The organism is Massilia sp. SYSU DXS3249, from assembly GCF_053668055.1.
Map to the genome: position 1 here is coordinate 154,168 of NZ_JBSIPX010000005.1, position 26,963 is coordinate 181,130.

23 protein-coding genes are annotated in these 26,963 nt (G+C 65.1%); 9 read left to right on the forward strand and 14 right to left on the reverse strand.

Features of this window, described 5'->3' with window-relative positions:
• Positions 1-35 precede the first annotated feature (35 nt).
• The 4 genes from preA to ACWCIA_RS08390 form a co-directional block, all read right to left on the reverse strand.
• Entirely contained in the window at positions 36-1,376 is a 1,341-nt protein-coding gene (preA, locus tag ACWCIA_RS08375) for an NAD-dependent dihydropyrimidine dehydrogenase subunit PreA (RefSeq protein WP_454162282.1), read from the reverse strand.
• Entirely contained in the window at positions 1,364-2,734 is a 1,371-nt protein-coding gene (locus ACWCIA_RS08380; protein WP_454162284.1) for an NAD(P)-dependent oxidoreductase, read from the reverse strand. The genes preA and ACWCIA_RS08380 overlap by 13 nt, the downstream gene beginning before the upstream one ends.
• A gap of 328 nt (positions 2,735-3,062) precedes the next feature.
• Positions 3,063-4,565: a CoA-acylating methylmalonate-semialdehyde dehydrogenase gene (locus ACWCIA_RS08385; RefSeq protein ID WP_454162286.1), complete on the reverse strand. Its 1,503-nt coding sequence runs from the start codon at positions 4,563-4,565 to the stop codon at positions 3,063-3,065.
• A 12-nt stretch (positions 4,566-4,577) separates the two neighbouring features.
• A complete protein-coding gene (locus ACWCIA_RS08390) occupies positions 4,578-5,894 on the reverse strand; it encodes an aminotransferase class III-fold pyridoxal phosphate-dependent enzyme (protein WP_454162288.1) in 1,317 nt (438 codons plus the stop codon).
• 468 nt (positions 5,895-6,362) lie between these two features.
• On the opposite strand from ACWCIA_RS08390, the gene ACWCIA_RS08395 reads away from it, so the two are divergent.
• The 5 genes from ACWCIA_RS08395 to ACWCIA_RS08415 all read left to right on the forward strand — a co-directional run bounded on the left by ACWCIA_RS08395 (position 6,363) and on the right by ACWCIA_RS08415 (position 11,895).
• Positions 6,363-6,950, forward strand: coding sequence for a GNAT family N-acetyltransferase (locus ACWCIA_RS08395; RefSeq protein ID WP_454162290.1), 588 nt, complete (start codon positions 6,363-6,365; stop codon positions 6,948-6,950).
• A gap of 95 nt (positions 6,951-7,045) precedes the next feature.
• Positions 7,046-7,297 (forward strand): hypothetical protein, encoded by a 252-nt coding sequence (locus tag ACWCIA_RS08400; RefSeq protein WP_454162292.1) that lies wholly within the window; start codon positions 7,046-7,048, stop codon positions 7,295-7,297.
• Position 7,298: 1 nt separating this feature from the next.
• The gene (locus tag ACWCIA_RS08405) at positions 7,299-8,189 is read left to right on the forward strand and encodes a sensor histidine kinase (protein ID WP_454162294.1); all 891 of its coding nucleotides are present in this window, start codon (positions 7,299-7,301) and stop codon (positions 8,187-8,189) included.
• Positions 8,189-8,947, forward strand: coding sequence for a LytR/AlgR family response regulator transcription factor (locus tag ACWCIA_RS08410; RefSeq protein ID WP_454162296.1), 759 nt, complete (start codon positions 8,189-8,191; stop codon positions 8,945-8,947). The genes ACWCIA_RS08405 and ACWCIA_RS08410 overlap by 1 nt, the downstream gene beginning before the upstream one ends.
• A 1,043-nt stretch (positions 8,948-9,990) precedes the next feature.
• The gene (locus tag ACWCIA_RS08415; RefSeq protein ID WP_454162298.1) at positions 9,991-11,895 is read left to right on the forward strand and encodes a cytochrome-c peroxidase; all 1,905 of its coding nucleotides are present in this window, start codon (positions 9,991-9,993) and stop codon (positions 11,893-11,895) included.
• A 102-nt stretch (positions 11,896-11,997) separates the two neighbouring features.
• On the opposite strand, the gene ACWCIA_RS08420 is transcribed toward ACWCIA_RS08415, so the two are convergent.
• From ACWCIA_RS08420 to xapA, 6 genes are all read right to left on the reverse strand, one after another.
• Positions 11,998-12,402 (reverse strand): cytidine deaminase, encoded by a 405-nt coding sequence (locus ACWCIA_RS08420; RefSeq protein ID WP_454162300.1) that lies wholly within the window; start codon positions 12,400-12,402, stop codon positions 11,998-12,000.
• A gap of 9 nt (positions 12,403-12,411) precedes the next feature.
• Complete coding sequence (gene deoA / locus ACWCIA_RS08425; RefSeq protein WP_454162302.1) at positions 12,412-13,737, reverse strand: thymidine phosphorylase; 1,326 nt, start codon at positions 13,735-13,737, stop codon at positions 12,412-12,414.
• A 220-nt stretch (positions 13,738-13,957) separates the two neighbouring features.
• Positions 13,958-16,336, reverse strand: a complete 2,379-nt coding sequence (locus tag ACWCIA_RS08430; RefSeq protein ID WP_454162304.1) for an aldehyde dehydrogenase family protein — start codon at positions 16,334-16,336, stop codon at positions 13,958-13,960.
• Between the two features lie 18 nt (positions 16,337-16,354).
• Complete coding sequence (gene deoC / locus ACWCIA_RS08435; protein ID WP_454162306.1) at positions 16,355-17,311, reverse strand: deoxyribose-phosphate aldolase; 957 nt, start codon at positions 17,309-17,311, stop codon at positions 16,355-16,357.
• Positions 17,308-18,501: a phosphopentomutase gene (locus ACWCIA_RS08440; protein ID WP_454162308.1), complete on the reverse strand. Its 1,194-nt coding sequence runs from the start codon at positions 18,499-18,501 to the stop codon at positions 17,308-17,310. Before ACWCIA_RS08440 ends, deoC begins: the two co-directional genes overlap by 4 nt.
• A gap of 18 nt (positions 18,502-18,519) precedes the next feature.
• Positions 18,520-19,362, reverse strand: a complete 843-nt coding sequence (gene xapA, locus ACWCIA_RS08445) for a xanthosine phosphorylase (RefSeq protein ID WP_454162310.1) — start codon at positions 19,360-19,362, stop codon at positions 18,520-18,522.
• A gap of 315 nt (positions 19,363-19,677) precedes the next feature.
• Here xapA and ACWCIA_RS08450 point away from each other — a divergent pair, with 315 nt between their 5' ends.
• Genes ACWCIA_RS08450 through ACWCIA_RS08460 form a run of 3 tightly spaced genes read left to right on the forward strand, consistent with a single transcriptional unit; the run spans position 19,678 to position 22,617 of the window.
• The gene (locus ACWCIA_RS08450) at positions 19,678-20,772 is read left to right on the forward strand and encodes a carbohydrate kinase (RefSeq protein WP_454162312.1); all 1,095 of its coding nucleotides are present in this window, start codon (positions 19,678-19,680) and stop codon (positions 20,770-20,772) included.
• Positions 20,773-20,783: 11 nt separating this feature from the next.
• Positions 20,784-21,701, forward strand: a complete 918-nt coding sequence (locus ACWCIA_RS08455; protein WP_454162314.1) for a pseudouridine-5'-phosphate glycosidase — start codon at positions 20,784-20,786, stop codon at positions 21,699-21,701.
• Positions 21,702-21,711: 10 nt separating this feature from the next.
• A complete protein-coding gene (locus ACWCIA_RS08460; protein ID WP_454162316.1) occupies positions 21,712-22,617 on the forward strand; it encodes a LysR family transcriptional regulator in 906 nt (301 codons plus the stop codon).
• 99 nt (positions 22,618-22,716) lie between these two features.
• Here ACWCIA_RS08460 and pcp read toward each other — a convergent pair whose 3' ends face one another.
• Genes pcp through ACWCIA_RS08475 form a run of 3 tightly spaced genes read right to left on the reverse strand, consistent with a single transcriptional unit; the run spans position 22,717 to position 25,009 of the window.
• Positions 22,717-23,361 carry a pyroglutamyl-peptidase I gene (pcp, locus tag ACWCIA_RS08465; RefSeq protein ID WP_454162318.1) on the reverse strand — a complete coding sequence of 215 codons (645 nt, stop codon included), beginning with the start codon at positions 23,359-23,361 and terminating at the stop codon, positions 22,717-22,719.
• Positions 23,362-23,363: 2 nt separating this feature from the next.
• A complete protein-coding gene (locus ACWCIA_RS08470; protein WP_454162320.1) occupies positions 23,364-24,320 on the reverse strand; it encodes a DUF979 domain-containing protein in 957 nt (318 codons plus the stop codon).
• Positions 24,317-25,009 (reverse strand): DUF969 domain-containing protein, encoded by a 693-nt coding sequence (locus tag ACWCIA_RS08475; protein WP_454162322.1) that lies wholly within the window; start codon positions 25,007-25,009, stop codon positions 24,317-24,319. Before ACWCIA_RS08475 ends, ACWCIA_RS08470 begins: the two co-directional genes overlap by 4 nt.
• A 252-nt stretch (positions 25,010-25,261) precedes the next feature.
• Here ACWCIA_RS08475 and ACWCIA_RS08480 point away from each other — a divergent pair, with 252 nt between their 5' ends.
• The gene (locus tag ACWCIA_RS08480; protein ID WP_454162324.1) at positions 25,262-26,479 is read left to right on the forward strand and encodes an NHL repeat-containing protein; all 1,218 of its coding nucleotides are present in this window, start codon (positions 25,262-25,264) and stop codon (positions 26,477-26,479) included.
• Between the two features lie 118 nt (positions 26,480-26,597).
• Here ACWCIA_RS08480 and ACWCIA_RS08485 read toward each other — a convergent pair whose 3' ends face one another.
• Positions 26,598-26,900, reverse strand: a complete 303-nt coding sequence (locus tag ACWCIA_RS08485) for a YciI-like protein (RefSeq protein WP_454162326.1) — start codon at positions 26,898-26,900, stop codon at positions 26,598-26,600.
• Positions 26,901-26,963: the final 63 nt, after the last annotated feature.

Consider the following 26,963-nt stretch of genomic DNA (forward strand, 5'->3'; position numbering starts at 1 on the left):
GTTCCCGCGCCCGGGGTACGAACCGACATCGAGCCTTATACCGGCAGCTCGGCCGGCACGGCCTGCCCGGCGCCCGCCACCGGCTCGGCCACCGCCCTTGCCTGCACCGGCTCCGCGCGCGGATTGCGCGGGTCCTGGGTCCAGTTCATATAGGGCTTGCCCGTCTCCTGCGCCACCATCGTGATGCAGCCCTCGACCGGACAGGTGATTTCGCACAGGTTGCAGCCGACGCATTCGCCCTCGATCACCTCGTAGCGGCGGCCGCCCTTGTCGCCGATCAGCTGGGCGATGGCCTGGTGCGAGGTGTCCTCGCAGGCGATGAAGCACTTGCCGCAGGCGATGCACTTGTCCTGGTCGATGTGGGCGATCGCCTGGAAGTTCATGTCGAGGTACTTCCAGTCGGTCGTGTTCGGCACGGCCTTGCGCGAGAACGCGGCGATGTTCGCGTAGCCCTTCTCGTCCATCCAGCGCGACAGGCCGTCCTTCATTTCGTCGACGATGCGAAAACCGTGCAGCATCGCCGCCGTGCACACCTGCACCGAGCCGGCGCCAAGCGCGATGAACTCGGCCGCATCGCGCCAGTTGCCGATGCCGCCGATGCCGGAAATCGGCAGGCCGGCGGTGACGGGATCGCGCGCGATCTCGGCCACCATGTTCAGCGCGATCGGTTTCACGGCCGAGCCGCAGTAGCCGCCATGGGTGCTGGCGCCGCCGACGACCGGGAAGGCGACCATGCGGTCGAGGTCGAGGTGGGTGATGGAATTGACCGTGTTGATCAGCGAGACGGCGTCCGCCCCGCCGGCCAGCGCGGCGCGGGCCGGTGCGCGCACGTCGGTGATGTTCGGCGTCAGCTTGACGATGACGGGCAGGCGCGTGTGCTTCTTGCACCAGGCGGTGACCATTTGCACGTACTCCGGCACCTGCCCGACCGCCGCGCCCATGCCGCGCTCGGGCATGCCGTGCGGGCAGCCGAAATTGAGTTCGATGCCGTCGGCGCCGGTCGCCTCCACCAGCGGCAGGATCGCCGCCCACGGTGCCTCTTCGCAGGGCAGCATCAGCGAGACGATCATCGCGCGGTCGGGCCAGGCCTGTTTGACGGCCGTGATTTCGCGCAGGTTGATCTCGAGGCTGCGGTCGGTGATCAGCTCGATGTTGTTGAAGCCGATGACTTCGCGATTCTTGCCGTAGTGGGCCGAGTAGCGTGACGAGACGTTGACCGCCGGCGGATCTTCGCCCAGCGTCTTCCACACCACGCCGCCCCAGCCGGCTTCGAAAGCCCGCACGACGTTATACGCCTTGTCGGTCGGGGGGGCCGAGGCCAGCCAGAACGGATTCGGCGATCGGATGCCGCAAAATTCGATGCTCAGGTCGGCCATGCTGCCTCCGCTGCAAAGTCATTATGGATGGCCATGGCGGCCAGTTTGCCGTGCTGGACCGCCTGCACCGTCAGGTCCTGGCCGGGCGCGACGCAGTCGCCGCCCGCATAGATGCCCGGCACCCGGGTGCGCAGCGCCGCGTCGACCGCGATCCGTTCGCCGCCCTGCCACAGGCTTTGGGCGAGGTCGTCGGCGGCCGGCGGCTCCGCCATCGCCTGGCCGATGGCCTTGAACACGGCGTCGGCCGCGATGTCGATGAAGGCGCCGGTGCGGGCCAGGCGGCCATCGTCCATGCGGGTCTCCTCGAAGCGCATGCCGGCCACGCGTCCCAGCTCGTCCCGCAGCACGTCCAGCGGCGAAGCCCAGGTGCGGATGCGCACGCCGTTGAGCTTGGCGATCTCGATTTCGTGGCCGGTCGCGCTCATGGCGTCATAGCCGCGGCGATAGGCCAGCGTGACTTCGTCGGCGCCGAGGCGCTTGATCTGCACCGCCATGTCGATCGCGGTATTGCCCGCGCCGATGACGACGGCGCGCCGCGGCACCGGCAGGGTCGACAGGTCGCTGGCCTGGCGCAGCGCGGCGATGTAATCGGTGGCTGCCATCAGGCCCGGCGCGTCTTCGCCGGTCAGGCCCAGGCGGCGGCTGGCGCCCAGGCCGAGGCCGAGGAAGACCGCATCGAAGCGCGCGTGCAGGTCGCGCAGCTGGAGGTTCTCCCCGAGCGCCTGGCCGTACTGGATGTCGATGCCGCCAATGGACAGCAGGAAGTCGACCTCCTGCTGGGCGAACTCGCCGGGCAGCTTGTATTTGGCGATGCCGTATTCGTTCAGCCCGCCCGCTTTCGGCCGTGCTTCGAAGACGACGACGTCGTGCCCGAGCATGGCGAGGCGGTGGGCGCAGGACAGGCCGGCGGGACCGGCGCCGACCACGGCGATGGTTTTCCCGGTCGACGGCGCACGTTGAAACGGGTGGCCGGCGAAGCGCGCGTTGTCGACCGCGTGGCGCTGCAGCAGGCCGATCTTCACGGGCTCGCGCTCGGCCTCGTTGTTGCGCACGCAGGCGTCCTCGCACAGGATCTCGGTCGGGCAGACGCGCGCGCAGCTGCCCCCGAAGATGTTCTGCCCGAGGATCTTGACGGCGGCGCCGTTGATGTTCTGGTCGTGGATGTTGCGGATGAAGCTGGCGACGTCGATGCCGGTCGGGCAGGCGCGCATGCAGGGGGCGTCGTAACAGTAGAGGCAGCGCGCCGCTTCGATGGCCGCCTGCCTGCTGGTCAAGGGCGGGGCAAGGTCCGTGAACTGCGCCGCGAGCGTGCCGTGCGAATCGGCGGCCGGCGGCAGGTGCTGGAGAGTCTCGATCATGTGCATCCCTGGTTTTTGTTGGAGTGCTGGTGTTCGAACTGCTTCATGCTGGTGCTGCTGGTGCTGCTGGTGCTGCTTTTCGTAGGGTGGGCACTTGTGCCCACGCGGTCGTACCCCTGAATTACCGCACGACTGATCTTGCGCTTACTATCGACGCGTGGACGGCGGAGCCGTCCACCCTACGTTCCTGCGTTCGGCGCTAACGATATGCGGAGCCGCCGCTAACACGATGCATGCTTCCGCGTGGACTCGGGAGTCCACCCTACACCGCGCATGTTTCCGCGTGGGCCCGTGCGTAATCGAGGCCACTGGCCTCGATTATCCCACCCTACTTCATCTGCGGGAACGCGAACTCCACGCCGGCACTGGCCGTATTCGGCCAGCGCTGCATCACCGCCTTGTGCCGCGTGTAGAAACGCACGCCTTCCGGCCCGTAGGCGTGGTGGTCGCCGAACATGCTGCGCTTCCAGCCGCCGAAGCTGTTGAAGGCCATCGGCACCGGCAGCGGCACGTTCACGCCCACCATGCCGACCTGGATCTGGCGCACGAATTCGCGGGCGACGCCGCCGTCGCGGGTGAACACGGCGACGCCGTTGCCGTATTCGTTGGCGTTGATCAGCTCGACCGCGCTGCCGACATCCGGCAGGCGCACCACGCACAGCACCGGCCCGAAAATCTCTTCCTTGTAAATGCTCATCTCGGGCGTGACATGGTCGAACAGCGTGCCCCCCACGAAGAAGCCGTTTTCAAAGCCCTCGACCTTGTAGTTGCGGCCGTCCACGACCAGGGTGGCGCCCTGCTCCACGCCTTCTCCGATCAGGCGCTCGATGCGCTGGCGCGCGGCCTGCGTCACCACCGGTCCCATCTCCGCGCCCTCGCTCATGCCGTCCGCGATCTTCAGTTTGGCCGTGCGTTCGGCCAGCGCGCTCACCAGCTTGTCGCCGGCGTCGCCGATCGCCACCGCCACCGAAATCGCCATGCAGCGCTCGCCGGCGGAACCGTAGGCCGCGCCGATCAATGCGTCGACCGCCATATCCATGTCGGCGTCCGGCATCACGACCATGTGGTTCTTGGCGCCGCCCAGGGCCTGCACGCGCTTGCCGGCGGCGCTGCCGCGGGCGTAGATGTATTCCGCGATCGGGGTCGAGCCGACGAAGCTGATCGCCTGCACCTCGCGGTTGTCGAGCAACGCGTCGACGGCCGTCTTGTCGCCCTGAACGACGTTGAAGACGCCGTCCGGCAGCCCGGCTTCCTTAAGCAGGCGCGCATGCAGCAGCGAGGGCGACGGATCGCGCTCGGAAGGTTTCAGGACGAAGGTATTGCCGCAGGCGATGGCGACCGGGAACATCCACATCGGCACCATGACCGGGAAGTTGAACGGCGTGATGCCGGCCACCACGCCGAGCGGCTGGCGCATCGACCAGGCGTCGATGCCGCGCGCGATCTGGTCGGTGAACTCGCCCTTGAGCATCTGCGGGATGCCGCACGCGAACTCGACCACCTCGATGCCGCGCGCCACTTCCCCTTGCGCGTCGCTGAAGGTCTTGCCGTGCTCGCGCGTGATGAGCGCGGCGAAGTCGTCGGTGTGCTGCTGGCACAGCTGCAGATATTTAAACAGGATGCGCGCACGCGCCAGCGGCGGCGTGGCCGACCAGGCCGGGAAGGCGGCGCTCGCCGCGAACACGGCGGCGTTGACTTCGTCGACGCCGGCCAGGGTGACGCGGGCACAGGGTTCGCCCAGCGCCGGGTTGAAGACGTCGGCGTAGCGCTCGCCGGCGGTGTCGACGACGTGGCCGCCGATGAAGTGGCCGATGATGTTCGTTTGGTTCATGCTTGTGTCTCTTCAGTCCAGGTTTTTCAGTACGGTCGCCAGCTTGCCGAACAGTTCGTCGATGTGCTGTTTTTCGAGGACGAGCGGCGGCGAGAGCGCGATGATATCGCCCGTGGTGCGGATCAGGATGCCGTCCGCGAAGGCTTTCTTCAGGGCCTGGTAGGCGCGCGCGCCCGGCTTGCCGGCGATGGGTTCGAGTTCGATGCCGGCGACCAGGCCGATCGTGCGCAGGTCGATCACGTGCGGCAGCCCCTTGAGCGCGTGCACCGCGTCTTCCCAGTAGGGCTGGATTGCCCTGGCGTGATCGAGGATCTGCTGCTCCTTGAACACCTCGAGCGTCGCCAGCGCAGCGGCGCAGGCGACCGGGTGGCCGGAATAGGTATAGCCGTGGAACAGTTCGATCCCGGCCGGCGCTTCCATGAAGGCGTCGTGGATGAAGCGCTTGCTGAACACGGCGCCCATCGGGATCACGCCGTTGGTGAGTCCCTTGGCGGTCGTCATCATGTCCGGTTCGACGTCGAAATAATCGGCCGCGAAAGGCGTCGTCAGGCGTCCGAAGCCGGTGATCACTTCGTCGAAGATGAGCAGAATGCCGTGCTTCGTGCAGATCTCGCGCAGGCGCTTGAGGTAGCCCTTAGGAGGCACCAGCACGCCGGTCGAGCCGGACACCGGCTCGATGATGACGGCGGCGATGGTCGAGGCGTCGTGCAGGGTGACCAGGCGTTCGAGTTCGTCGGCCAGCTCGACGCCGAAGTCCGGCTCGCCGCGCGAGAAGGCGTTTTTCAGCAGGTTGTGCGTGTGCGGCAGGTGGTCGACGCCCGGCAGCAGCGGACCGAAGTGCTTGCGGTTGGGACCGATGCCGCCCACCGACAGGCCGCCGAAGCCGACGCCGTGGTAGCCGCGCTCGCGCCCGATCAGGCGGGTACGCCCGCCCTCGCCGCGCGCCTTGTGGTAGGCCAGCGCGATCTTGAGGGCGGTGTCTACCGCTTCCGAACCGGAGTTGGTGTAGAACACGTGGCCGAACTTGTGGCCGGTGTAGTCCATGAGTTGCTCGGCCAGGTCGAACGCGGCCGGGTGGCCCATCTGGAAGGTCGGCGCGAAGTCGAGCTGGCCGATCATTTCGCGCACGGCGCCGACGATCTTCGGCTGCGCATGGCCGCAGGGCACGCACCAGAGGCCGGCGGTGCCGTCGAGGATCTGGTTGCCGTCCACGTCCTTGTAATACATGCCTTCGGCCGACACCAGCAGGCGCGGATCGGCCTTGAAGTCGCGGTTGTTGGTGAAAGGCATCCAGAAGGCGGACATCGATTCGGGTCTGGACTCGTTCATGCAGCTCTCCCTGGTTACAGCCAATGTGATTTAAAAACTGGTCTGAATGGAAACGATGAGGCAATCACCACAATGTGCGCGCCTGCGCCGCGAATGTAAAGCCACGGGACGCCCGAGCCGGCCGGCCTGAACGGCGTGCGTTGCAAAAATGCAAAAGAACCTGCCGATCCGGTAATATAAACGCGCGCCTTGATGCCGTCATATTCATTTTCGTATATCCAAAGTCAACGGCGACGAAGCCAGCAGCGGCAAACAAGCATCGTAAATCACCCGGCTGGCGAGCAGTATGAGAATGCCAACCCATTTGATCTAACGCAAACTCAGCCATCGCGGAAAGAGCGTGTAACAAAACCTTCATGGCAAGGCGCAGCGTCGAAGACAGTACGCCAGTACGGCGAGACGCTGCAACGCCGCCATGGAGGTTTTGTTAGGCGCTTCAAGGGATCGTGATGCTGAATGAGGAATACCATGCCTGACACTCTGCCACCCGTCCTCCGCACCGCGCGCCTGGTGCTGCGGCCCTTCACCAGCGGCGACGCCGCTGCGCTGTTCCGCGTCTTTTCCGACGAGCAGGTGGTGCGTTTCTGGTCGAGCGGGCCCTGGACCGACATCGCCCAGGCCGACCAGATGATCGAGGAAGCGCTGCTGGCCTACCGCGAGGGCAGCCTGTCCCGCTATGCGATCGCGCTGGCCGACACGGACGAACTGATCGGCATCTGCAACCTGCGCGGTTTCTTCGAGCAGAACCGCCGCTGCGAGCTGGGGTACGCGCTGGGCAGCGCCCACTGGGGCCGCGGCTATGCCTGCGAGGCGCTCGAAGCCCTGCTCGGGCATGCATTCACTGACCTTGACATGAACCGCATCGAAGCCGACATCGATCCGCGCAACGACGCCTCGGCACGCCTGCTGGAACGGCTCGGCTTTCGCCAGGAAGGGTATATGCCGCAACGCTGGTTCGTCCACGGCGAATTCGCCGATACCGCCTTTTATGGCTTGCTCAGGCGCTATTGGGACGAGCGCGCACTGTCCCGTTCGTCGGTCGCCACGACCGGTTAGCCCGTGAAATCGGCGCTTCGTCGGAGGGGGCTCGCCTCCACGTCTGCATGGCGATACAGTGTCTCCATCGACCTTCCCAACACAGGAGCACACGCATGAAAACGACTACTTTCCGCAGCTTTGCCGCCGAACTCGAGGAAGCCGCCGACACCGGCCTGCGCTACCTGCGCCGCGGCCTGCGCACATTCTCGGCACTGCCCTGGCCTGCCCTGCTGCTGGCCGCGGTGCTGGTCGCCTGCGCCATCACCGTTATCCCCCTCGCGCTGATGCTGTTCGCTATCTTCCTCGCCATCAAGTACGCAGTGCTGGCGATCAATAGCGACAAGAAAACCCCACTCGGAGACTAACGTGCAGGCAAGCCAGATCAACCAGACGCTCGACGTCCTGCGTGACGTGTTGAAGGAGCTGAGCAAGCTGTGGTGGGCGTTTTTCGACTGGGTCGCCGTGGTCGACTGGAAGAAGCTCGCCGTCACGTGGCTGCTCGCCTTTATGTTTTTCGGCATGCTCAATACGCCCGAGCCTGCGGTCTGGTACCTCTTCATTTCGTTCGGCGTCAAGGTGCTCGCCGGCGGCAAACGCCGCGCCGAGCTGGTGGCGCGCGACGCCACGCTGAAAGCCGACGTGGCCAACCTCGAACGGCGCCTGACCGAAGCGCAGATGGCGGCCCTGCAGGCCCAGGTCGAGCCGCACTTCCTGTTCAACACCCTGGCCCTGATCGGCCGCCTGATCGAGACCGACCCGCCCGAGGCGGCGAAAGTGCATGCCCACCTGATCGCCTACCTGCGCTCGGCACTGCCGCAGATGCGCTCCTCCGGCGGCGCCACGCTCGGCAAGCAGCTCGAACTGTCGCGCGCCTACCTCGCCATCATGCAGGCAAGGATGAAGGAAAGGCTCCAGGTGCGCTTCGAGGTGCCCGATTTCCTCGGCAGCTCGCCCTTCCCGCCGATGATGCTGCAGACCCTGATCGAGAACGCCATCAAGCACGGGCTGGAACCGAAGATCGAAGGCGGCACCATCCTTGTCCGTGCACGGGTCGACGGCGCCACCCTGGTCGTCGACGTCTGCGACGACGGCGTCGGCATCGACCTGCATGCCGACGACGGCGTGGGCCTGGCGAACATTCGCGAGCGTCTGCAGCTGCTGTACGGCACCCAGGCCGAGCTGGTCATCGAAGCGCCGCCCGGCGGTGGCGCCTGCGCCTCGGTGCGCATTCCCTACAAGATGATGGAGGACGCGTAATGGCCACTGCCCTGATCGCCGACGACGAAGCCCCGATGCGCGAGCAGCTGCGTGCGCGCCTGGCCGAGGTCTGGCCAACGCTGGACGTCGTGGCGGTGGCCTCGAACGGCATCGAGGCCGTCGAACTGGCCGCGCGCCACCAGCCGCAGATCGCCTTCCTCGACATCCGCATGCCCGGCATGGGCGGCATCGAAGCCGCGCGCCAGCTCTACAACCGCTGCCACATCGTGTTCGCTACCGCCTACGACCAGTACGCGGTCGACGCCTTCGAACACGGCGCCATCGACTATCTCCTGAAACCCGTCACCGCCGAACGCCTCGCCACCACCTGCGAGCGCCTGCGCGCCCGCCTGCCCCAGGCGCCCCAGGACATCGGCGCCCAGCTGGCGCAACTCGGCTCCCTGCTCCAGCAAGGCACGCCGCCGAAGCGCAACTACCTGCGCTGGATCCAGGCGCAGGTCGGCGGCAGCCTGCGCATGATCAGCACGCGCGAGGTCCTGTTTTTCCAGTCCGACGAAAAATACACGCGCGTGCAGACCGCGACCGCCGAACTCCTGATCCGCAAGACGCTCAAAGAACTGGCCGACGAACTCGATCCCGACGAGTTCTGGCGCATCCACCGCTCGACCCTGGTTCGGGTGGACGCCATCGCCGAGGTCTCGCGCGACATCCGTGGGCGGCAGATGCTCAGGGTCAGGAATTATCCGCAGGAGCTGGAGGTAAGCCGGAACCATTCGCATTTGTTCCAGCAGATGTGATTCTTTGCATCGCGCTGGACAGCGGTCAGCCGGCTCCGCACTGGCCCGACTCAACTGTGCTTGCTCGGCCATCAGCCAGTGCAACTCTCTTTTTTTCTCCACACAGGCATGCAGCTGTTGTAATAAACCGACCCGGCAGTGAACCCGCGCCGGCTATCGCTTGTACCGGTCTCGCGTCCTCCAATCCCGGCAGCACTCGGCACACACATCCCGAGGAACGCTCCTGCCGGACGAGCATATCGACTCGGATTTTCAAAACCAACTTGCTTTGTGAATACATCTCAGCTTGGCACGACTGAACACCACAAAGGCCGGGTTAACAATCGATATTTATTTACCTGATTTATCGAAAACAACATACGTCCGCAATTGAAACTTTCCTGTATGACAGGGCTTGAAATAAATTTCTTCTGCCTCTTGACCGCACTCAAAAACAGGGCAAACATCCTGAACTTATAGACGCACTAACTTTCAGTAAAAATAGTTTTAGGAAATTTCCTCGCTCAAATATTCTTGAACGACATAGTTTCCAAGGCGATAGCAAAAACAACTAGGGATGTGCCTGCCTCCGCAGCGCAAATAAAGACAATCACCGAGAAAACACAGCAAGCCGATGCGCCGGGTCACCGACGCATCGAGGCCAATGCTGTTCCTATTTAAATATCGCTGCAAAAATCTTTTCACTCCATTCCTGCTGCCTTAGAAGACCGACTCGTGCGCACTTATCATCGCGAAATCGGTTTTCCATGGCGAGCGCATGGAAAAATCCTGTCCAATCCGAATTCATCGCTTTAGCCACACAGCCCACATTACAAGTTAGTTCAGGGGAGTCGACCATGTGTTCACTTAAGAGTCTTCGTATCAGATTTGCGACAAGGTTCCGCGCATTTCATCGAAACATTTCAAGAACACGGATTGCTCCGCGCGCGTTCCTGACGCGCCCGGCGAACCTGAATAGACGGCTGAAAATCTTTTCGGTATTAGCGATAGGCACCTTGGCTCTGGGCGATCGGTTCTCGCAGGCACAGGACTCGATCGAGTCAATGTCCCTGAAAACCGTCCCAGTGCCGGGCCCATCAGCAGCGATGTTGTCGGAGTTTGTGAAGGATAAACAAGCCGCGATCCAGCTCGGAAAAGCACTATTCTGGGATACCCGGGTGGGTAGCGATAACAAAACCTCGTGCGCGACTTGTCACTTCAGCGCCGGAGTGGATGATCGCAGCAAGAACCAATTAGATCCGGGAACCTTGCGACGCTTCCCGCGGTTGGCGCCGAATGCACCCTACCCTGATGCCACGTTCCAGCTCGGCGGTGGACCGAACCACCAGCTTACCGCCAAGGACTTCCCCTTCACCCGATATATCAATGAGGCGGATGCGAACGGTGCCGGTTCAAAAATAGCCGATGTCAATGAGGTCGCTTCCTCGCAGGGTGTCTTTACCGCAAAGTTCAAAGGTATATCTGGGAAAAAACAGAACGGTGTCGATGACTGTGACGTCGTCATCGACCATCAGGATGGATTTAGCATAAACAATGTAAACACGCGGCGTGTCGAGCCCCGCAATACCCCGTCGGTCATCAATGCAGTCTTTAACTTCAGAAATTTCTGGGACGGCCGGGCAAACAATGTGTTCAATGGAGGAGATCCATTTGGACTGAGGAATACCGCTCCTTTGATCTGGAAGCGCGAAGCCGGTTTGCTGCGTCAGGTTCACGTTGCACTTCCATCGTCTTCGCTGGCTTCCCAAGGCTCCGGGCCACCCCTGTCAGGGACCGAAATGAGCTGCACAGGACGGGCTTTTGTAGCGCTCGGTCAAAAACTGTTAAACCAAAAGATATTAAGCGACCAAAAGATTTCGCCGACCGACAGTGTATTGGGCAAATACGCGAACGACAAGCCGGTTTATCGTGCCATGATCGCGCAGGCATTCAATCCGGATTATTGGCAGTCCCCGTCGATTGTACGCTTCTCGAATAGCCATGCGAAGCGCATTGGATCGATGGACCTCAAGAATCCACGCCCCTTCGATAATTTCCCGGACACAGACGCCAGCCAGATGGAGGCCAACTTCTCGCTGTTCTTCAGCCTGGCCGTACAGTTATACCAAGCGACGCTGATTGCAGATGACAGCCCATTCGATCGCTATGCCGAAGGCAAGGGACAGTTGTCGGAACAGGAAAGCAAAGGTCTGCTGATATTCCGGGGAAAAGGCCAGTGCATCAACTGTCACGGCGGAGCAGAAATGACCAATGCGTCGTTTCGCCATGTCGTGAACCAGCGCCTGGAAAAAATGACCATGAAAAACGGCTCGATAAAAACCTATGACAACGGCTTCTATAATATCGGCGTCAGACCGACAAGCGACGATATTGGTATTGGCGGAGTCGATCCCTTCGGTAACCCACTGTCGGAGAGCATGCTGTTCGCCAAGTCGGCTGCCAACGCTTCTTTGCTGGGAAATGGGTTTGACCCGCGCAAGTATGAGCGGCCTGACACAGACAAGGTCAGCGTCAATGGCGCATTCAAGACCCCAGGCTTACGCAATGTGGAGCTGACCGGGCCATATTTCCACAATGGTGGTAAAGCCACACTGATGCAGGTTGTCGACTTCTACAACCGGGGTGGCGATTTCGCTGAAGAGAACAAGGAGGACCTGGCGCCGGACATACGGCCGCTCAACCTGAGCGAGGATGAGAAGGAAAGCCTCGTCGCGTTCCTTGTGTCCTTGACGGATGAGCGGGTCCGATACGAAAAGGCCCCGTTCGATCACCCGTCCTTGTGCATGCCGAATGGGCACCCCGGCGATACCAAGGCAGTCACGAATAGCGGCAACGGAAATGCGACCGATGTGAGTCCTCTACGCTGCCTGAAGGAAGTCGGAGCTGCCGGCAGTACCAGGAAAATCGCTCCATTCCTGGGCTATGGTGTGCTTCCCAAGCAACGATGATGTACGGGTCAGGCAGAAAAAAAGCGCTGCCACGTCAGAAGTGTGCAGCGCTTCCAAGTCGAATAAGTGCGCAGCGTGCGGGAACACGTGGCTGCTTCGCCTTTACTTGTTCAGCTCCCAGCCGCCAAACGCGTTCGGCAGCTGGCCCGCCGCCGTCGTCTCGTGGATGTCGCCCTTCAGGTTGGTCAGCACGACCGGCAGCTCGTTGCCGCCGAGTTCGAGGATGACCTGGCGGCAGGCGCCGCAGGGGGCGATCGGGCCGTCGGTCTGGCCGATCACGGCCAGCGCCGCGAAGTCGCCGGGCTTGTAGCCGTGGGCGATGGCCGAGAAGAAGGCGGTGCGCTCGGCGCAGTTGCACAGGCCGTAGGACGCGTTCTCGACGTTACAGCCGCGGAAGATGCGGCCGTCCTTGCATTCGAGGGCGGCGCCGACCTGGAATTTCGAGTACGGCGTGTAGGCCAGTTCGCGCGCGGCGCGGGCTTCGTCGATCAGTTTTTCGTAGCGCATGCTTGCCCCTTATTCCGGACGGATGGTGCGGTGGATCATCGGCTGCGCAGCCGACTGCTCGAGACGGATCTGGTAGGCGGCCTGCACCTGGCGCACCGCCTGCTCGGCGGCCTCCGGCGTGCGTGCGTGGACCATCGCCAGCGGCTGGCCGACCTCGATCTTGTCGCCCAGTTCGACCAAGCCCGTGAGACCGACGGCGAAGTCGATCGCATCCTGAGGACGCACGCGGCCGCCGCCCAGGGCGACCACGGCCAGGCCCAGACCACGGGTGTCGACCGAGGCGGCGTAGCCCGCTTGCAGGGCTGGCACCGGCACGATGACCGGTGCGGTCTCGAGGTAGGCATCCGGCTTGTCCATCAGGCCTGCCGGGCCGCCCAGGGCCGCGACCATGCGTGCGAAACGCTCGGCCGCTTCGCCCGAATCCAGGGCCGCCTGCAGTTTGGCGCGCGCTTCGATGTCGTTGGCGGCCAGGCCCGAGATCACCAGCATCTCGGCGCACAGCGCCATCGTCACTTCGTGCAAGCGTGCCGGGCGCGATTTGCCGGTCAGGTAATCGATCGCGACGCGCACTTCGACGGCGTTGCCGGCCGCATGGCACAGCGACTCGTCCATGCCGGTCAGGATGGCCGAGGTGCGGGTGCCGGCGCCGTTGCCGACGCTGACGATGCTCTCGGCCAGCTCGACCGATTTGTCGTAGGTCGGCATGAAGGCGCCGCTGCCCACTTTCACGTCCATCACCAGCGCGTCCAGCCCGGCCGACAGCTTCTTCGAGAGGATGGAGCCGGTGATCATCGCCACCGATTCGACGGTCGCCGTGGTGTCGCGGATGCTGTAGAAGCGCTTGTCGGCCGGCGCCAGCTGGGCGGTCTGGCCGATGATGGCTACGCCCACGTCTTTCACGACCTGGCGGAATTTCTCGGGGTCCGGCACGGTGCTGTAGCCCGGGATCGAGTCGAATTTGTCGAGCGTGCCGCCGGTGTGGCCCAGGCCGCGGCCCGAGATCATCGGCACGAAACCGCCGCAGGCGGCGATCATCGGGCCGAGCATCAGCGAGACGACGTCGCCGACGCCGCCGGTCGAGTGCTTGTCGACCACCGGGCCGGGCAGGTTCAGGGACTTCCATTCCATGACCTGGCCGGAATCGCGCATCGCCAGCGTGAAGGCGACGCGCTCGTCCATGGTCATGTCGTTGAAGTAGACGGCCATCGCGAGGGCCGCGATCTGGCCTTCGGTGACCGTGTTGTCAGGGATGCCGCGCACGAAGAACTGGATCTCTTCGGCGCTCAGGATGCCGCCGTCGCGCTTCTTGCGGATGATTTCTTGGGGGAGGAACATGGGATGTTCGCCTCTCTACAATTCGAATATTCAAAAGGACGCAACCGTATCGGCTGCGTCGAAAACGACGTAGGGTGGACGGCTCTGCCGTCCACGCGGTGATCGTTATTGGCTCCGATGTCGTGCTCGAACCGGCATACGCTAACTATCACCGCGTGGACGGGGAACCCGTCCACCCTACCCGCCGCGCTTCACGCGCAACGGTTTTTCGTACAAAAAATTAAACGCCGTACGGAATCCAGACGTTCTTGACCTGGCTCGCGTGCTGCAGCACGGTGCGGCCGCAGGCCTGCTTCGCATCGAACCAGTCGCGGCCCTTGCCGCCGCCGACCCAGGTGCGCTTCAGCGTTTCCGCCGACAGGCGCTCGACTTCGGCGCAGCCTTCCGCCGAGCCATCGTGACGCCACACGGCATCCACGTCGCCATGGGTCGCCAGCGTGCGTGCCAGTTCGTCGGCCGAGCCGGTGACGATGTTCAGCGCGCCGCCCGGCAGGTCGGATGTATCGAGCACCTGGTACAGGTCGGTCGCCGACAGCGGGTAGGCTTCCGACGGCACGGCGACCACGCGGTTGCCCAGCGCCAGTGCGGGAGCGACCAGCGAGATGAAGCCCAGCAGCGGGTTCTCGTTCGGGCAGATCACGCCGATCACGCCGACCGGTTCGTTCAGCGCGACGGTGATGCCGTGCATCGGCGGCTGGTGGGCGGCGCCGTCGTACTTGTCGCACCATGCGGCCCAGTAGAACAGGCGCTCGATCGATGCGGCGACTTCGCGCTGCGGATCGCGCACGCCGGTCATGGCGGCCAGGCGGGCGGCGAATTCCTCGGCACGGATCGCCAGGTTCTCGGCGATGTAGTACAGGACTTGCGCGCGGTTGTGCGCGGTGGCTTTCGACCAGCCGGCGGCTTTATGGGCTGCTTCGACGGCGTTGCGGATGTCCTTGCGGTTACCCTCGCCGACGTCGGCCAGGAAGGCGCCGTTGGCGCCATTGATCGCGCGGCTGTAGGCGCCGTCAGGGCGGGCCTGCTTGCCGCCGATGTAGAGCTTGGCGGTGCGGTCGACGGCGAATGGGTTGCCGCCTTCGGCAGCACGGACCTTGCCCTGCTCGGCCTTGAGGGGCGCGGCTGGACGCATGTCTTCCGACAGCGGCGTCAGGTACTCGTACATGCCCTCCTTGCCGCCTTCGCGTCCAAAACCCGATTCCTTGTAGCCGCCGAAGCCGCAGGCTGCGTCGAACTGGTTGGCGGTGTTGATCCACACGACGCCGGCTTTAATTTGAGGCGCGACGTCCAGCGCCAGCGAGATCGATTCCGACCACACGCAGGCGGCCAGGCCGTAGACGGTGTTGTTGGCCAGCTGGACCGCTTCGCCCGGGGTGCGGAAGCTCATGGCGACGAGCACCGGTCCGAAGATTTCGGTCTGGGCGACGGCGGCCGAGGTCGAGGCGCCGGTGATCAGGGTCGGCAGGTACCAGGAACCGGCGAGGGGAGCTTCGCAGGCCGGCTGCCAGATCTCGCAACCCTCGGCACGGGCGGCTTCGACCAGGCCGTGGATGCGCTGCTGCTGCACCGGATCGACCAGGGCGCCGATGTCGTTCGATTTATCGAGCGGCGAACCGACGCGCAGGTTCTGCATGCGCGCCTTGACCTTGGCGATGAAGCGGTCGTAGACCGATTCCTGCACCAGCAGGCGCGAGCCCGCGCAGCAGACTTGTCCCTGATTGAACCAGATCGAATCGACCAGGCCTTCCACTGCCGCATCCAGGTCGGCGTCGTCGAACACGATGAACGGCGACTTGCCGCCCAGCTCCAGCGACAGCTTCTTGCCGCTGCCGGCGGTGGCCTTGCGGATGATGCGGCCGACTTCGGTCGAACCGGTAAAGGCCAGCTTGTCGATGCCCGGATGGTTGACGATGGCTTCGCCCACGCGGCCGTCGCCGGTGACGATGTTGACGACGCCCGCGGGCACGCCGGCCTGCTGGCAGATCTCGGCAAACAGCAAGGCGGTCAGCGAGGTGAACTCGGCCGGCTTGAAGACGATGGTGTTGCCAGCGGCCAGGGCAGGCGCGATTTTCCACGCCAGCATCAGGACCGGGAAGTTCCAGGGGACGATCTGCCCGACCACGCCCACGGCGCGGTAGTCGGCGAATTCTTCCGACTGCAATTGCGCCCAGCCGGCGTGGTGGTAGAAGTGGCGTGCGGCCAGCGGCAGGTCGGCATCGCGGGTTTCGCGGATGGTCTTGCCGTTGTCCAGGGTCTCCAGCACGGCGAACAGGCGCGCGTGGCGCTGCAGCAGGCGCGCGATCGCGTACATGATCTTGGCGCGCCCGTGGCCGCCCATGGCGACCCAGCCCGGCTGCGCGCGGCGCGCGGCTTCCACGGCGCGGTTGACGTCATCCGTCGTGGCTTGGGTGACTTGCGCCAGCTCCGAGCCGTCGGCAGGGTTGTTCGAGGCGAAGGTTTCGGCGCCCTCGCTCCAGGCGTTGTCGATGAAGAGGCCGAAACGGCGTCCATGCTGGTCCAGCCACGCCTGTGCTTCTTTGGTGCTCTCAGGTGCGGGGCCGTAATCCATAGTTTGCAAAATCTCGTTAATAGTTGGCATGACGAATCCGTTCGGTGTTTAAGGTTGCGCGTGGCGATGGGCGGCCGAGTAGGCGCCGGTCACGTAGTGCTCGAGCTGGCGCTCGATGTCGGTCATCAGGCTGGACGCGCCGATGCGGAACAGGTGCGGCTGCAGCCAGTCGTTGCCCAGCTCTTCCTTCATGACGGTCAGGTATTGCAGCGCGGACTTCGCGGTCGACACGCCGCCGGCCGGCTTGTAGCCGACCTGGAAGCCGGTCTGCTCGTAGTATTCGCGGATTGCACGCACCATCACCAGCGACACGGGAATCGTCGCGTTCACGCCTTCCTTGCCGGTCGAGGTCTTGATGAAGTCGGCGCCGGCCATCATGCAGACCCACGAAGCCTTGGCCACGTTGTCCAGCGTGACCAGGTCGCCGGTGGCGAGGATGGCCTTCACGTGGGCGTCGCCGCAGGCCTGGCGGTAGGCGACCATCTCGTCGTACAGCGCCTGCCAGTTACCGGTCAGGACGTGCTGGCGCGTGATGACGATGTCGATCTCGGTCGCGCCCGCGGCGACACTCAGTTCGATCTCGCGGATCTTGGTTTCCAGGCTCGACAGGCCGGCCGGGAAAGCGGTCGACACGGCGGCGATCGGCAGGCGGCCCTGCAGGATTTTTGCCGCCGGCTGGATCATCTCGTGGTACACGCAGACGGCGCCGGTGGTGAGCGACTCCAGGCCCAGGGCCTGCATCAGGTCGGCGCGCAGCGGGCGCATCGCCTTCATGCACAGGCGCTCGACGCGGCCCGGGGTGTCGTCGCCACCGAGGGTGGTCAGGTCCATGCACTGCACTGCGCGGATCAGCCAGGCGGCCTGGTATTCCTTTTTCACCGTGCGGCGGTTCGCCAGGCTGGCGGCGCGGCGGTCGGCCGCATTGCGGTTGACCTTGATGTGGTTCACCCAGCCGAGGTCGAGGCCGACGGCGGTGTTACGTTTGAAGTCCAGGTTCTGGGTCATAGCAGTGCGGTTCCGTTGGAGAGAGGTTTGACGCCGAGGTGTTGTGCGAGCGTGGCGCCGATGTCGGAGAAGGTCGACGCGGTCGGCAGTTCCTGCGGCGCGACGTTCGGGCCGAAGAAGATCATCGGGATGTGTTCGCGGGTGTGGTCCGAGCCGGGCGCGGTAGGATCGCAGCCGTGGTCGGCGGTGATCACGACCAGGTCGCCGTCCTTCAGCTTGGCCATGAACTCGGGCAGGCGCGCGTCCAGCTCGTGCAGCGCGTTCGAGTAGCCGGCGACGTCGCGGCGGTGGCCGAAGTGCATGTCGAAGTCGACGAAGTTCACAAAAGAGAGCGACTTCGCCGGGGCAGTGTCGGCCACTTCGACGAGGCGGTCGAACAGCGCCATGTTGTCGGCGCCCTTGATCAGCTGGGTTACGCCCTGGGCCGCGAAGATGTCGCTGATCTTGCCGAGGGCGATGACTTCCCCGCCCGCGTCCTTCACGTGATCCAGCAGCGTCGGCGCGGTCGGCGGCACGGCGTAGTCGTGGCGGTTCGACGTGCGCTTGTACTTGCCGTTCGCGCCCAGGAAAGGACGCGCGATGACGCGGCCGATGTTGTAGGGCTTGACCAGCTCATAGGCCGCTTCGCAGACTTCATACAGGCGATCCAGGCCGAAGTGTTCTTCGTGCGCGGCGATCTGCAGCACCGAGTCGGCCGAGGTGTAGAGGATCGGCTTGCCGCTGGCGACGTGCTCGTCGCCCAGTTCGTCGATGATGGTGGTGCCGGAGGCGTGGCAGTTGCCCAGCCAGCCGGGGACGCCCGTGAGCTCCTGCAGCTTGTCCGTCAGCTCTTGCGGGAAGGAGGGAACCGTCTTCGGGAAGTAGCCCCAGTCGAACAGCACCGGCACGCCGGCGATTTCCCAGTGGCCGCTCTGCGTGTCCTTGCCGGTCGACTGCTCGCGCGCGACGCCCCAGGCGCCGGTGAAACCGTCGCGTTGCGTAAAGCCGGCGGCCCATTCGCCGCTGGCCTTGTGGGCGGCGGCAGCGAGGCCCAGGCGCTCGAGATTCGGCAGCGACATCGGCTTGCCCTCGTTTGCCGCCCACTTGGCGATGTGGCCGAAGGTGTTGGCGCCCGCGTCGCCGTATTTGTCGGCGTCGGGCAGCGCGCCCAGGCCGAAGGAGTCAAGCAGGAGGATGAATGCGCGTGACATGGATGTCCTCGACGTGAATTAAGCCTCTGCGCGCGGGATGGTGCCCAGGCGCTCGGTGAACGAATGGATCAGAGTGACCAGGTCTTTCGCCGCGATGGCCGCGTACTTCAGGGTCTGCTCGTGCGACAGCGGGAACGGGGTCAGGCCTTCGGCCAGGTTGGTGATGGCCGAGATGCCGACCACTTTCAGGCCGCAGTGGCGCGCCGAGATCACTTCCGGCACCACCGACATGCCGACGACGTCGGCGCCCAGCGTGCGGAAGGCGCGGATTTCGGCGGCGGTCTCGAAGTTCGGGCCTGGCGCGGCCAGGTAGACGCCTTCGGCGACCGTGATGTTCTTTTCAAGGGCCGTGGCTTTCACCAGTTCGCGCAGGTCGGCGTCGTAGGCATTGGCCATGCTGAAGAAGCGCGGGCCGAAGCGGTCGTCGTTCGGGCCGGCCATCGGGCTGCCCGGCAGCAGGTTGATGTGGTCGGTCAGGACGACGACGCTGCCTGCATCCACTTCGGTGCGCAGGGAACCGGCGGCGTTCGTCACCAGCAGCATCTCGCAGCCGAGCAGTTTGAAGGTGCGCACGGCCGAGGTCATCACGGCGGCGCCGTAGCCTTCGTAGAAGTGGCCGCGGCCCTTCATGCACACGACCGGCACGCCGGCCAGGGTACCAAGCACCAGCTCGCCCGCATGGCCGTGCACGGTGCTGATCGGGAAGCCCGGCAGTTCGCTGTAGCTGATCGAGACCGCGTCCGTCATCTGCTCGGCCAGGACGCCGAGGCCGGAACCGAGGATCATCGCCACGCGCGGCTCGAAGCCCGGCTTACGGGCGCGAATGATGTCGGCGGCTTCAAATGGGGTATTGCTGGACATGAGGTTCCTTCTGTTGAATCTGGTCGATGGGGAGGCGGTCGTGCGGGCTGTTGGAAGCGGGTTCAGCGCCGCGGAGGTCGGGTGCTGGAACCAGAGGCAGAGACGCCAGAAAATAGTCTAACTATGCATTATCCCGGATATGTATGGCAAATACCATTTCTCTTACTCATTTATACGGCGAGCAAATAAATCCGCGTAAATATCTATCCTGTTCCGTTGGCAGATAGCTACAATCTAGCCAAGCTGATAAATGTGTTGACGGCAACTAGACAATTGTCTAGCATTGACAAACATTTGTTTAATACAGGCTGGACCGTGACTGAACTCTCGAAAAAAGAACAGTTGTACGAGCTGATCCGCGCTAACCCCTTCATTGCGCAGCAGGACCTCGCCACCGAACTCGGCCTGTCGCGGTCGGCCGTTGCCGGCTACGTCGCCACCCTCGTGCGCGAACGCCGCCTGCTGGGACGCGCCTACGTGCTGCCCGACCAGCGCCCGATCCTGTGCGTGGGCGCGGCCAACATCGACCGCAAGCTGCGCGCCAGCGGGCCGCTCGTGATGGGCACCTCCAACCCGGCATCCGGCCTCGAATCCTTCGGCGGCGTCGCCCGCAACATCGCCGAGAACCTGGCGCGCATGGGCGCGGCGGTGTCGCTGATCACGGCGGTCGGCACCGATTCCTCCGGACGCGCTCTGCTCGCCCACGCCGACAACGTCGGCATCGACACGCGCGGCTGCCTGCGGCTGGACGATGCCGGCAGCGGCACCTACACGGCGGTGCTCGACGGCGACGGCCAGATGGTCGTCGCCCTGGCCGACATGGCCATCTACGACCGCCTCACCCCGGCCTTCCTCGACATGCGCCAGCAGCAGCGCGCCGGCGCCTCGCTGATCGTGGCCGACCTGAACCTGCCGATGGAGGCCATCGCCACGCTGCAGCGCGACGCCGCCCTCGACAGCATTTCCGTGGTGCTGGTCGCCGTGTCGGAACCGAAGATGAACCGCCTGCCGCGGTCGCTCGCAGGCGTGCGCCTGCTGATCCTGAACGCCGGCGAACTCGCCGCGCGCGTGGGACGCCCATTGAACAGCGACGCCGACCTGGCGGCAGCCTGCCGCGAAGTGCAGGCGCAAGGCGCCGAAGACGTGATCGTCACCCTCGGCGCGCAGGGCGTACTGTACACCTGCGCCGGCGGCGTCGAACACCTGGCCGCCCCGCCTGCCGAGGTGGTCGACGTCACCGGGGCCGGCGATGCCTTCTCCGCCGCCGTCGTGCTGTCGCTGCAAGGCGGCAACGACCTGGCGCTCGCCTGCCGCCGCGGCCTGCAACTGGCCGCGCTGACCATCGCCTGCCGCGAGACGGTCTGCCCGCAACTGGCGCCGGACACCTTCGCGGCCCTTACCGAATCCTGATTGGAATCACCATGCAATCGTTCCTGCTGTTCTCCCCTGAAGTCGCCGCCGCCCGCGCGGCCGGGCTGCCCATCGTCGCCCTCGAGTCGACCATCATCTCGCACGGCATGCCTTACCCGCAGAACGTGCACACCGCGCGCGAAGTCGAGCAGATCATCCGCGACGCCGGCGCGGTGCCGGCGACGATCGCCATCATGGACGGCAGGATCTGCGTCGGTCTCTCCGATGAACAGCTGGAGCAGCTCGGCACCGCGCCCGACGCCATCAAGGTGAGCCGGCGCGACCTGGCCTATGTGCTGTCGCAGCGCCTGCTGGGCGCGACCACGGTGGCCGCGACCATGATCTGCGCCCAGCTGGCCGGCATCGAGGTCTTCGTCACCGGCGGCATCGGCGGCGTGCACCGCGGCGCCGAGACCAGCTTCGACATCTCGGCCGACTTGCAGGAACTCGCCCAGACCAGCGTGGCGGTGGTCTGCGCCGGCGTGAAATCCATCCTCGACATCGGCCTGACGCTCGAATACCTGGAAACCCACGGCGTGCCGGTGATCAGCGTGGGCCAGCCGGGCTTCCCGGCCTTCTTCACCCGCGAGAGCGGCTTCAAGGCCGACTTCCAGATCGACGGCGCCGCCGACCAGGCGAATTTCATCCGTACCAAGTGGCAGCTCGGCCTGAGCGGCGGCGTGGTGGTCAGCAATCCGGTGCCGGAGCAGTCCGCGATGCCGAAAGCCGACATCGACCGCATCACCGAACAGGCGCTGGGCGAGGCGGCGCAGCAGGGCGTGACCGGCAAGCGCGTCACGCCTTTCCTGCTGGCGCGCATCAAGGAGCTGACCGAAGGGCGCAGCCTGGCCACCAACATCGCGCTGGTCAAGCACAATGCCCTGGTCGGCACGCAGCTGGCCGTCGCCTTGAACGCGACTGCAGTCTGATCCGGTCACCATGTCGATCGACCTGAAACAACTGAAGTACTTCCTGGCGGTCGCCGAGGAAAAGAGCTTCAGCCGCGCCGCCGAGCGCCTGCACATCTCGCAGCCGCCGCTCTCCCAGCAGATCATGAAGCTCGAAGCCGAGCTCGGCGTGCGCCTGTTCGCGCGCACCACGCGCAGCTTCGAGCTGACCGTGGCCGGCAAGGCGCTGATGGCGGAAGCCTCCGACCTGCTGGGCCGCATGCGCATGACGATCGACACCATCCGCCAGATCGACCGCGGCGAAGTCGGGAGGCTACGCGTGGGCATCGTCGGTTCCGCGATGTGGGGCCCGATCCCGAGTCTGCTGGAACGCTTCCAGACCGAATTCCCGCGCGTGACCTGGACCCTGCACGAATCCGGCCCCGACCAGCAGTTCGAGGCGCTGCGCTCGAAGCAGATCGACGTCGGCTTCTGGCGCGAGCCGCGCCTGGACGAAGAAGAGCTGAAGGCGGCCAACCTGCGCCAGGAGCTGTGCTTCCGCGAGAACGTCTGCGTCGCCGTGCACAAGGGGCACGCGCTGGCGCAGCGCGATGCGATCGAGCTGACGGATATCGCGCAGGAACCGATGCTGACCCTGCACCTGAACCAGTCGGCCGAACCGCGCTACCTGATCCAGTGCTGCATCAACGCCGGCTTCCAGCCGACCATCTTCCAGGAAGCGGCCGAGCCGCAGACTTTATTGGCAATGGTCGGCGCCGGCCTGGGCGTGGCCCTGATGCCGGAGACGACCAGCCGCATCGGCTGGCCGGGCGTGGTGTTCTTGCCGATCCGGACGAATCCGCCGTCGGCGAATTTGTATATCACCTATACGAGCCAGGACGACGCGCCAGTGGTGCGGGCGTTTTTGAAGATCCTGAAACCGGACGGGACCTTGTAGGGTGGACTCCCGAGTCCACGCGAATGCGTGCGTTTCGTTGACGCCTGAACCAGTCAACACGACGCATGCTTCCGCGTGGAGTCAGGACTCCACCCTACATTAATGGGTAGCTCCACCTGCTACGACCACGTCATCCCCACCGCGCACCGCCACTTCCACCGCCACCCGCAATCCCTCGACGATCTCCGCCAGCGCCATCGCCGGCGCCCCGGCAAACGCCGCTGCCTGCTCCGGCAGGTAAGGCACGTGAATGAACCCGCCCTGCACCCCGCTGCCGTCGACATGGTGCATCAGCCCATAAAACACGTGGTTGCAGACGAAGGTGCCGGCCGTCTGCGACACCGACGCCTTCAGCCCGCGCTCGCGCATGGCGCCGACGATGGCTTTCACGGGCAGGGTCGCGAAATACGCGGCCGGCCCGCTGTCGACGATGGGCGCGTCGACCGGCTGCTGTTTGTCGTTGTCGAGGATGGGCGCATCGTCGACGTTGATCGCCACCCGCTCCACCGTCAGGTCGGGGCGCCCACCGGCCTGGCCGACGCAGATCACGACATCCGGCTTCATCTCGTCGATCGCGCCGCGCAGCACGCGGTTGGCGAAGCCGAACACGCAGGGCAGCTGCAGCACCTCCACCATGAAATCGGGGCCGTTCCAGCCCTTCAGCGCGCGCACCGCTTCCCAGGCGGGGTTGATGGTCGCGCCGTTGAAGGGCTCGAATCCGGTGAGCAGCACGGTTTTTTTCATGGTTATCGGTTCATCAGGAAGTAGAGGAGAACGATGTTCGCCGCCAACAGGGGCAGCGCCGTCGGGATTTGCGCCTTGATGACAGCGTTTTTGTCCGGCAACTCCAGCAAGGCCGCGGGGACGATATTAAAGTTCGCTGCCATCGGCGTCATTAAGGTACCGCAATACGCGCTGAACATGCCGATGGCAGCCATCACCGCCGGATTGGCGTCGTACTGCCCGACCAGGATCGGCACGCCGATGCCGCTGGCGATCACCGGGAAGGCGGCAAACCCGTTGCCCATGATGACAGTGAACAGCGCCATGCCGATGCAGTACAGCGCGACGGCCGTGAAGCGCGAGTCGGCGTCGAACCAGGTGGTCGTCACCGCCGCCACCGCCTTGCCGACCCCGGCTTCGGTAAATAACAGGCCCAGCACGGCCAGCATGTGCGGCAGCGTCACCGCCCAGCTCATGGCGTCGACCAGGCGGCGCGCCTCGCGCAGGCCCTGCACCGGGCTGGCGCGGGTCAGCCAGCAGGCCGCAGCGATGGCCAGCAGCGAACCGAGCCCGAGGCTGGCCAGGGTCAAATGGGCTTTGTCGAACAGCGCCCAGTCGCCGATCTGCACGTCCTTGAGCAGCGTGGCGCCGAGCACGGTGACGATCGGGATCACCAGCGCCGGCAGGAACAGGCGGTTGCCCAGGCGCGCGGCGCTGGCGCGGCGTGCGCCCTCCTCCAGCGTGCCGTGCTTGCCCGGCTTCACGAAGCCGCAGCCCGCCAGCAGCGCCATCGCGAGCATGATGGCGCCCGCCAGCGCCGGGGCCATGAAGTCGCCCGCCAGGTACACCGCGGCATACAGTCCCCAGAACAGGCCGGATGTGTAGCGGCGCGGGTGGGCGCGGTCCAGCAGGGTCAGCAGGGCCACGAAGGCCAGCAGCAGGCCGACCAGCAGGTACAGCAACGAGAGAGAAAAAATCATGCGCCTTCTCCCTCGCGGCGGATGGCCACGTCCAGGCGGCGCAGGTTCCAGCTGTGGATGATGAAGGCGCAGATGGCCGTCGGGATGCCCCACAGCGCCATGTGCAGCGGATCGACCTCGATACCTTCGGCACGCAGGATGGTCTGCATCAGCACGATCGCGCCGAAGGCCACAAAAATGTCTTCGCCGAAGAACAGGCCGACGTTGTCGGTCGCCGCCGCCATCGCGCGGATGCGGTAGCGCAGCTTTTCCGAGAGCTTGCCGTTGCGTGCCTCGGCGGCGCCTTCGGCGAGCGGCGCCACCAGCGGGCGCACCATCGACGGCTGCCCGCCGAGGCTGGTGAGGCCGGCGGCCGCCGAGGTCTCGCGCAGGAACAGGTAGACGATCAGGAGGCGCCCGCTGGTGGCCGAACGGATCTTCGCGATGCTGGCCATGGCGTGCTCCTTCAGGCCGAAGCGCTCGAGCAGGCCGACGGCCGCCAGCGGCAGCAGCAGCACCAGCGGCAGGTTGCGCGTCTTCAGGAAGGCGGTGCCGAGCGACTCCAGCACGTGCAGGAAGGGCATCGCGGCGGCGGCCCCGGTGACGCCGCAGGCCGCGACCACGACCAGCACGGGATTGGCGCGCAGCAGGAAGCCGGCGGCGATGACGGCCACGCCCAGCAGCGGCCACAGGTTAACAGCGGTTTGCATGCGGTGTCTCACTCGGATTGAATAGCCGGGCAAGTGTACCCGAAGGGAGCTTGCAGTCGTGAAACAAAAACGCGTCGCCGGCGTGGCCTGGCACCGCGCGGCTGGACGGCGGGTGGAAGGCCTGCCGACGCTTCGTCGCGCCCTCCCCACGCGCACCTGCGCACGCTTGATCGCGCTCATATGCGTGAGGCATCCTCTCTTTAATCTCGATGGAATAAAGGCGGGATGCCCTGCCACTTTCAAGGAGACGCCATGCCCCTCCCCACCTTCCTCCAGGCCCTGTGCCGCGGGATGCACCGCTGTGTGCACCGCTTTGTTCACCGCTTTTTTCACCACTGCCTGCGCCGGTGCGCTTCCCTGATGCTGTGCATGGCGCTCGCCGCCTGCGGCGGCGGCGTCTCGGTCGGCTTCGGCTACACCGATTACGACGACGATGACGACCGGCCCCACGGCCCGGGCCAGGAGCGCCCGCCCGGCGACACCGGCGTCTTCCTGATCGCGGGCGGCCTGTGTCCGCAATGCGGCGGCTCGCTCGACGGTTCCGGGTCGAACGCCCGCTTCGACGGCCCGGAAGGCGTCGTCGTCGCGCCCGACGGCAACCTGTACGTCGCCGAAAGGAACAGCGCGACGATCCGCAAGGTAACCCCGCAAGGGGTGGCCGTCACGCTGGCGGGCAGCACGGGGGCAATCGGCAGCCAGGACGGCGCCGGGTCAAGCGCGCGCTTCAACACGCCGACCCGCCTCGAGGCCGACGCCGACGGCAACCTCTACGTGACCGACACCGGCAACTCGACGATCCGCGAAATCAGCCCGGCCGGGGCCGTGGTCACCCTCGCCGGTGCGGCCGGCCAGTGCGGCAGTGCCGACGGCAATGCGGGCGCCGCGCGCTTCTGCTCGCCGCAGGGCATCACGCTCGACCGCCAGGGCAACCTGTACGTGGCCGACACGCTGAACCACACCATCCGCCGCATCGACCGCGCCAACAACGTCACCACGATTGCCGGCGTGGCCGGCTCCTGCGGCAGCAGCGACGGCCGCGGCAATGCGGCGCGCTTCTGCGAGCCGCAGGATATCGAAGTCGACGAAGACGGCTGGCTGTACGTGGCCGACACGGCCAATTCCACCATCCGCGAAATCGCGCCCTCGGGCGAGGTACGCACCCTGGCCGGGTCCGCCGGACAATGCGGCAGCGCCGACGGACCTCTGGCGGCGGCGCGTTTCTGCCGGGCGGCAGGGGTGACGATCGATGGGGCCGGCAACCTGTTCGTGGCCGATACCGGCAACGGCACCATCCGGCGCATCGACACCAGGGGAACGGTCAGCACCGTCATCGGGGTAGCCGGCAGCCAGAACAACGTGCTCGGTCCCCTGCCCGGCGGGCTGAATGCGCCGCGCGGGATCGCCGTGCTGGGTGCAGGGACGCTGGCGGCGACGTCGCAGAACCTGGTGTTGAGGCTGGTGCCGCGTTGATGCATGCGGTGAAATAACGGTGAAATAACGATGAAATAACGGTGAAATAACGATGAAGTAACGGTAAACCTAAGAGCGGCCGGGAAATGGCTCCCGGCAGCCCTTCTGTGTCGCCCAGTTACTCCGGACGCACCGGATTGGCCGCGATATCTCCCACCACCGTGTTCCAGCGGCGCACGTGGAAGGAACGCACCAGGCCGTGCGTCACGTAGGGATCTTTCGCGGCGAACAGCTGGGGCGTCTCGGCGCTGTCGCAGTTGAATACCAGCAGTGCGCGGTCCGCAGGTTCGTCGAGGGCGCCGGCGAGCACCATCTCGCCGCGCTCCTGCGCCTCCCACGCCAGCTTCAGGTGTTCGTTGCGGAATTCGGCACGGCGTTCGAGGTAATCGGGAGCGAGATCGTAGGTCAGCAGGAAATGCACGGCGGTTCCTTGTTGGTTGAGCAATAAACCGCCCATCTTACCCGAAGCGCAGGGGCGCACACG

Bases quoted from the DNA above. Each gene is read 5' to 3' on its own strand.
- ACWCIA_RS08380 (WP_454162284.1), bottom strand. From the start codon at position 2,734: ATGATCGAGACTCTCCAGCACCTGCCGCCGGCCGCCGATTCGCACGGC.
- ACWCIA_RS08420 (WP_454162300.1), bottom strand. From the start codon at position 12,402: ATGCGCTACGAAAAACTGATCGACGAAGCCCGCGCCGCGCGCGAACTG.
- ACWCIA_RS08415 (WP_454162298.1), top strand. From the start codon at position 9,991: ATGTCCCTGAAAACCGTCCCAGTGCCGGGCCCATCAGCAGCGATGTTG.
- deoA (WP_454162302.1), bottom strand. From the start codon at position 13,737: ATGTTCCTCCCCCAAGAAATCATCCGCAAGAAGCGCGACGGCGGCATC.
- pcp (WP_454162318.1), bottom strand. From the start codon at position 23,361: ATGAAAAAAACCGTGCTGCTCACCGGATTCGAGCCCTTCAACGGCGCG.
- ACWCIA_RS08460 (WP_454162316.1), top strand. From the start codon at position 21,712: ATGTCGATCGACCTGAAACAACTGAAGTACTTCCTGGCGGTCGCCGAG.
- ACWCIA_RS08455 (WP_454162314.1), top strand. From the start codon at position 20,784: ATGCAATCGTTCCTGCTGTTCTCCCCTGAAGTCGCCGCCGCCCGCGCG.
- ACWCIA_RS08400 (WP_454162292.1), top strand. From the start codon at position 7,046: ATGAAAACGACTACTTTCCGCAGCTTTGCCGCCGAACTCGAGGAAGCC.
- ACWCIA_RS08430 (WP_454162304.1), bottom strand. From the start codon at position 16,336: ATGCCAACTATTAACGAGATTTTGCAAACTATGGATTACGGCCCCGCA.
- ACWCIA_RS08440 (WP_454162308.1), bottom strand. From the start codon at position 18,501: ATGTCACGCGCATTCATCCTCCTGCTTGACTCCTTCGGCCTGGGCGCG.
- deoC (WP_454162306.1), bottom strand. From the start codon at position 17,311: ATGACCCAGAACCTGGACTTCAAACGTAACACCGCCGTCGGCCTCGAC.
- ACWCIA_RS08480 (WP_454162324.1), top strand. From the start codon at position 25,262: ATGCCCCTCCCCACCTTCCTCCAGGCCCTGTGCCGCGGGATGCACCGC.
- preA (WP_454162282.1), bottom strand. From the start codon at position 1,376: ATGGCCGACCTGAGCATCGAATTTTGCGGCATCCGATCGCCGAATCCG.
- ACWCIA_RS08390 (WP_454162288.1), bottom strand. From the start codon at position 5,894: ATGAACGAGTCCAGACCCGAATCGATGTCCGCCTTCTGGATGCCTTTC.
- ACWCIA_RS08410 (WP_454162296.1), top strand. From the start codon at position 8,189: ATGGCCACTGCCCTGATCGCCGACGACGAAGCCCCGATGCGCGAGCAG.
- ACWCIA_RS08395 (WP_454162290.1), top strand. From the start codon at position 6,363: ATGCCTGACACTCTGCCACCCGTCCTCCGCACCGCGCGCCTGGTGCTG.
- ACWCIA_RS08385 (WP_454162286.1), bottom strand. From the start codon at position 4,565: ATGAACCAAACGAACATCATCGGCCACTTCATCGGCGGCCACGTCGTC.
- ACWCIA_RS08475 (WP_454162322.1), bottom strand. From the start codon at position 25,009: ATGCAAACCGCTGTTAACCTGTGGCCGCTGCTGGGCGTGGCCGTCATC.
- xapA (WP_454162310.1), bottom strand. From the start codon at position 19,362: ATGTCCAGCAATACCCCATTTGAAGCCGCCGACATCATTCGCGCCCGT.
- ACWCIA_RS08470 (WP_454162320.1), bottom strand. From the start codon at position 24,320: ATGATTTTTTCTCTCTCGTTGCTGTACCTGCTGGTCGGCCTGCTGCTG.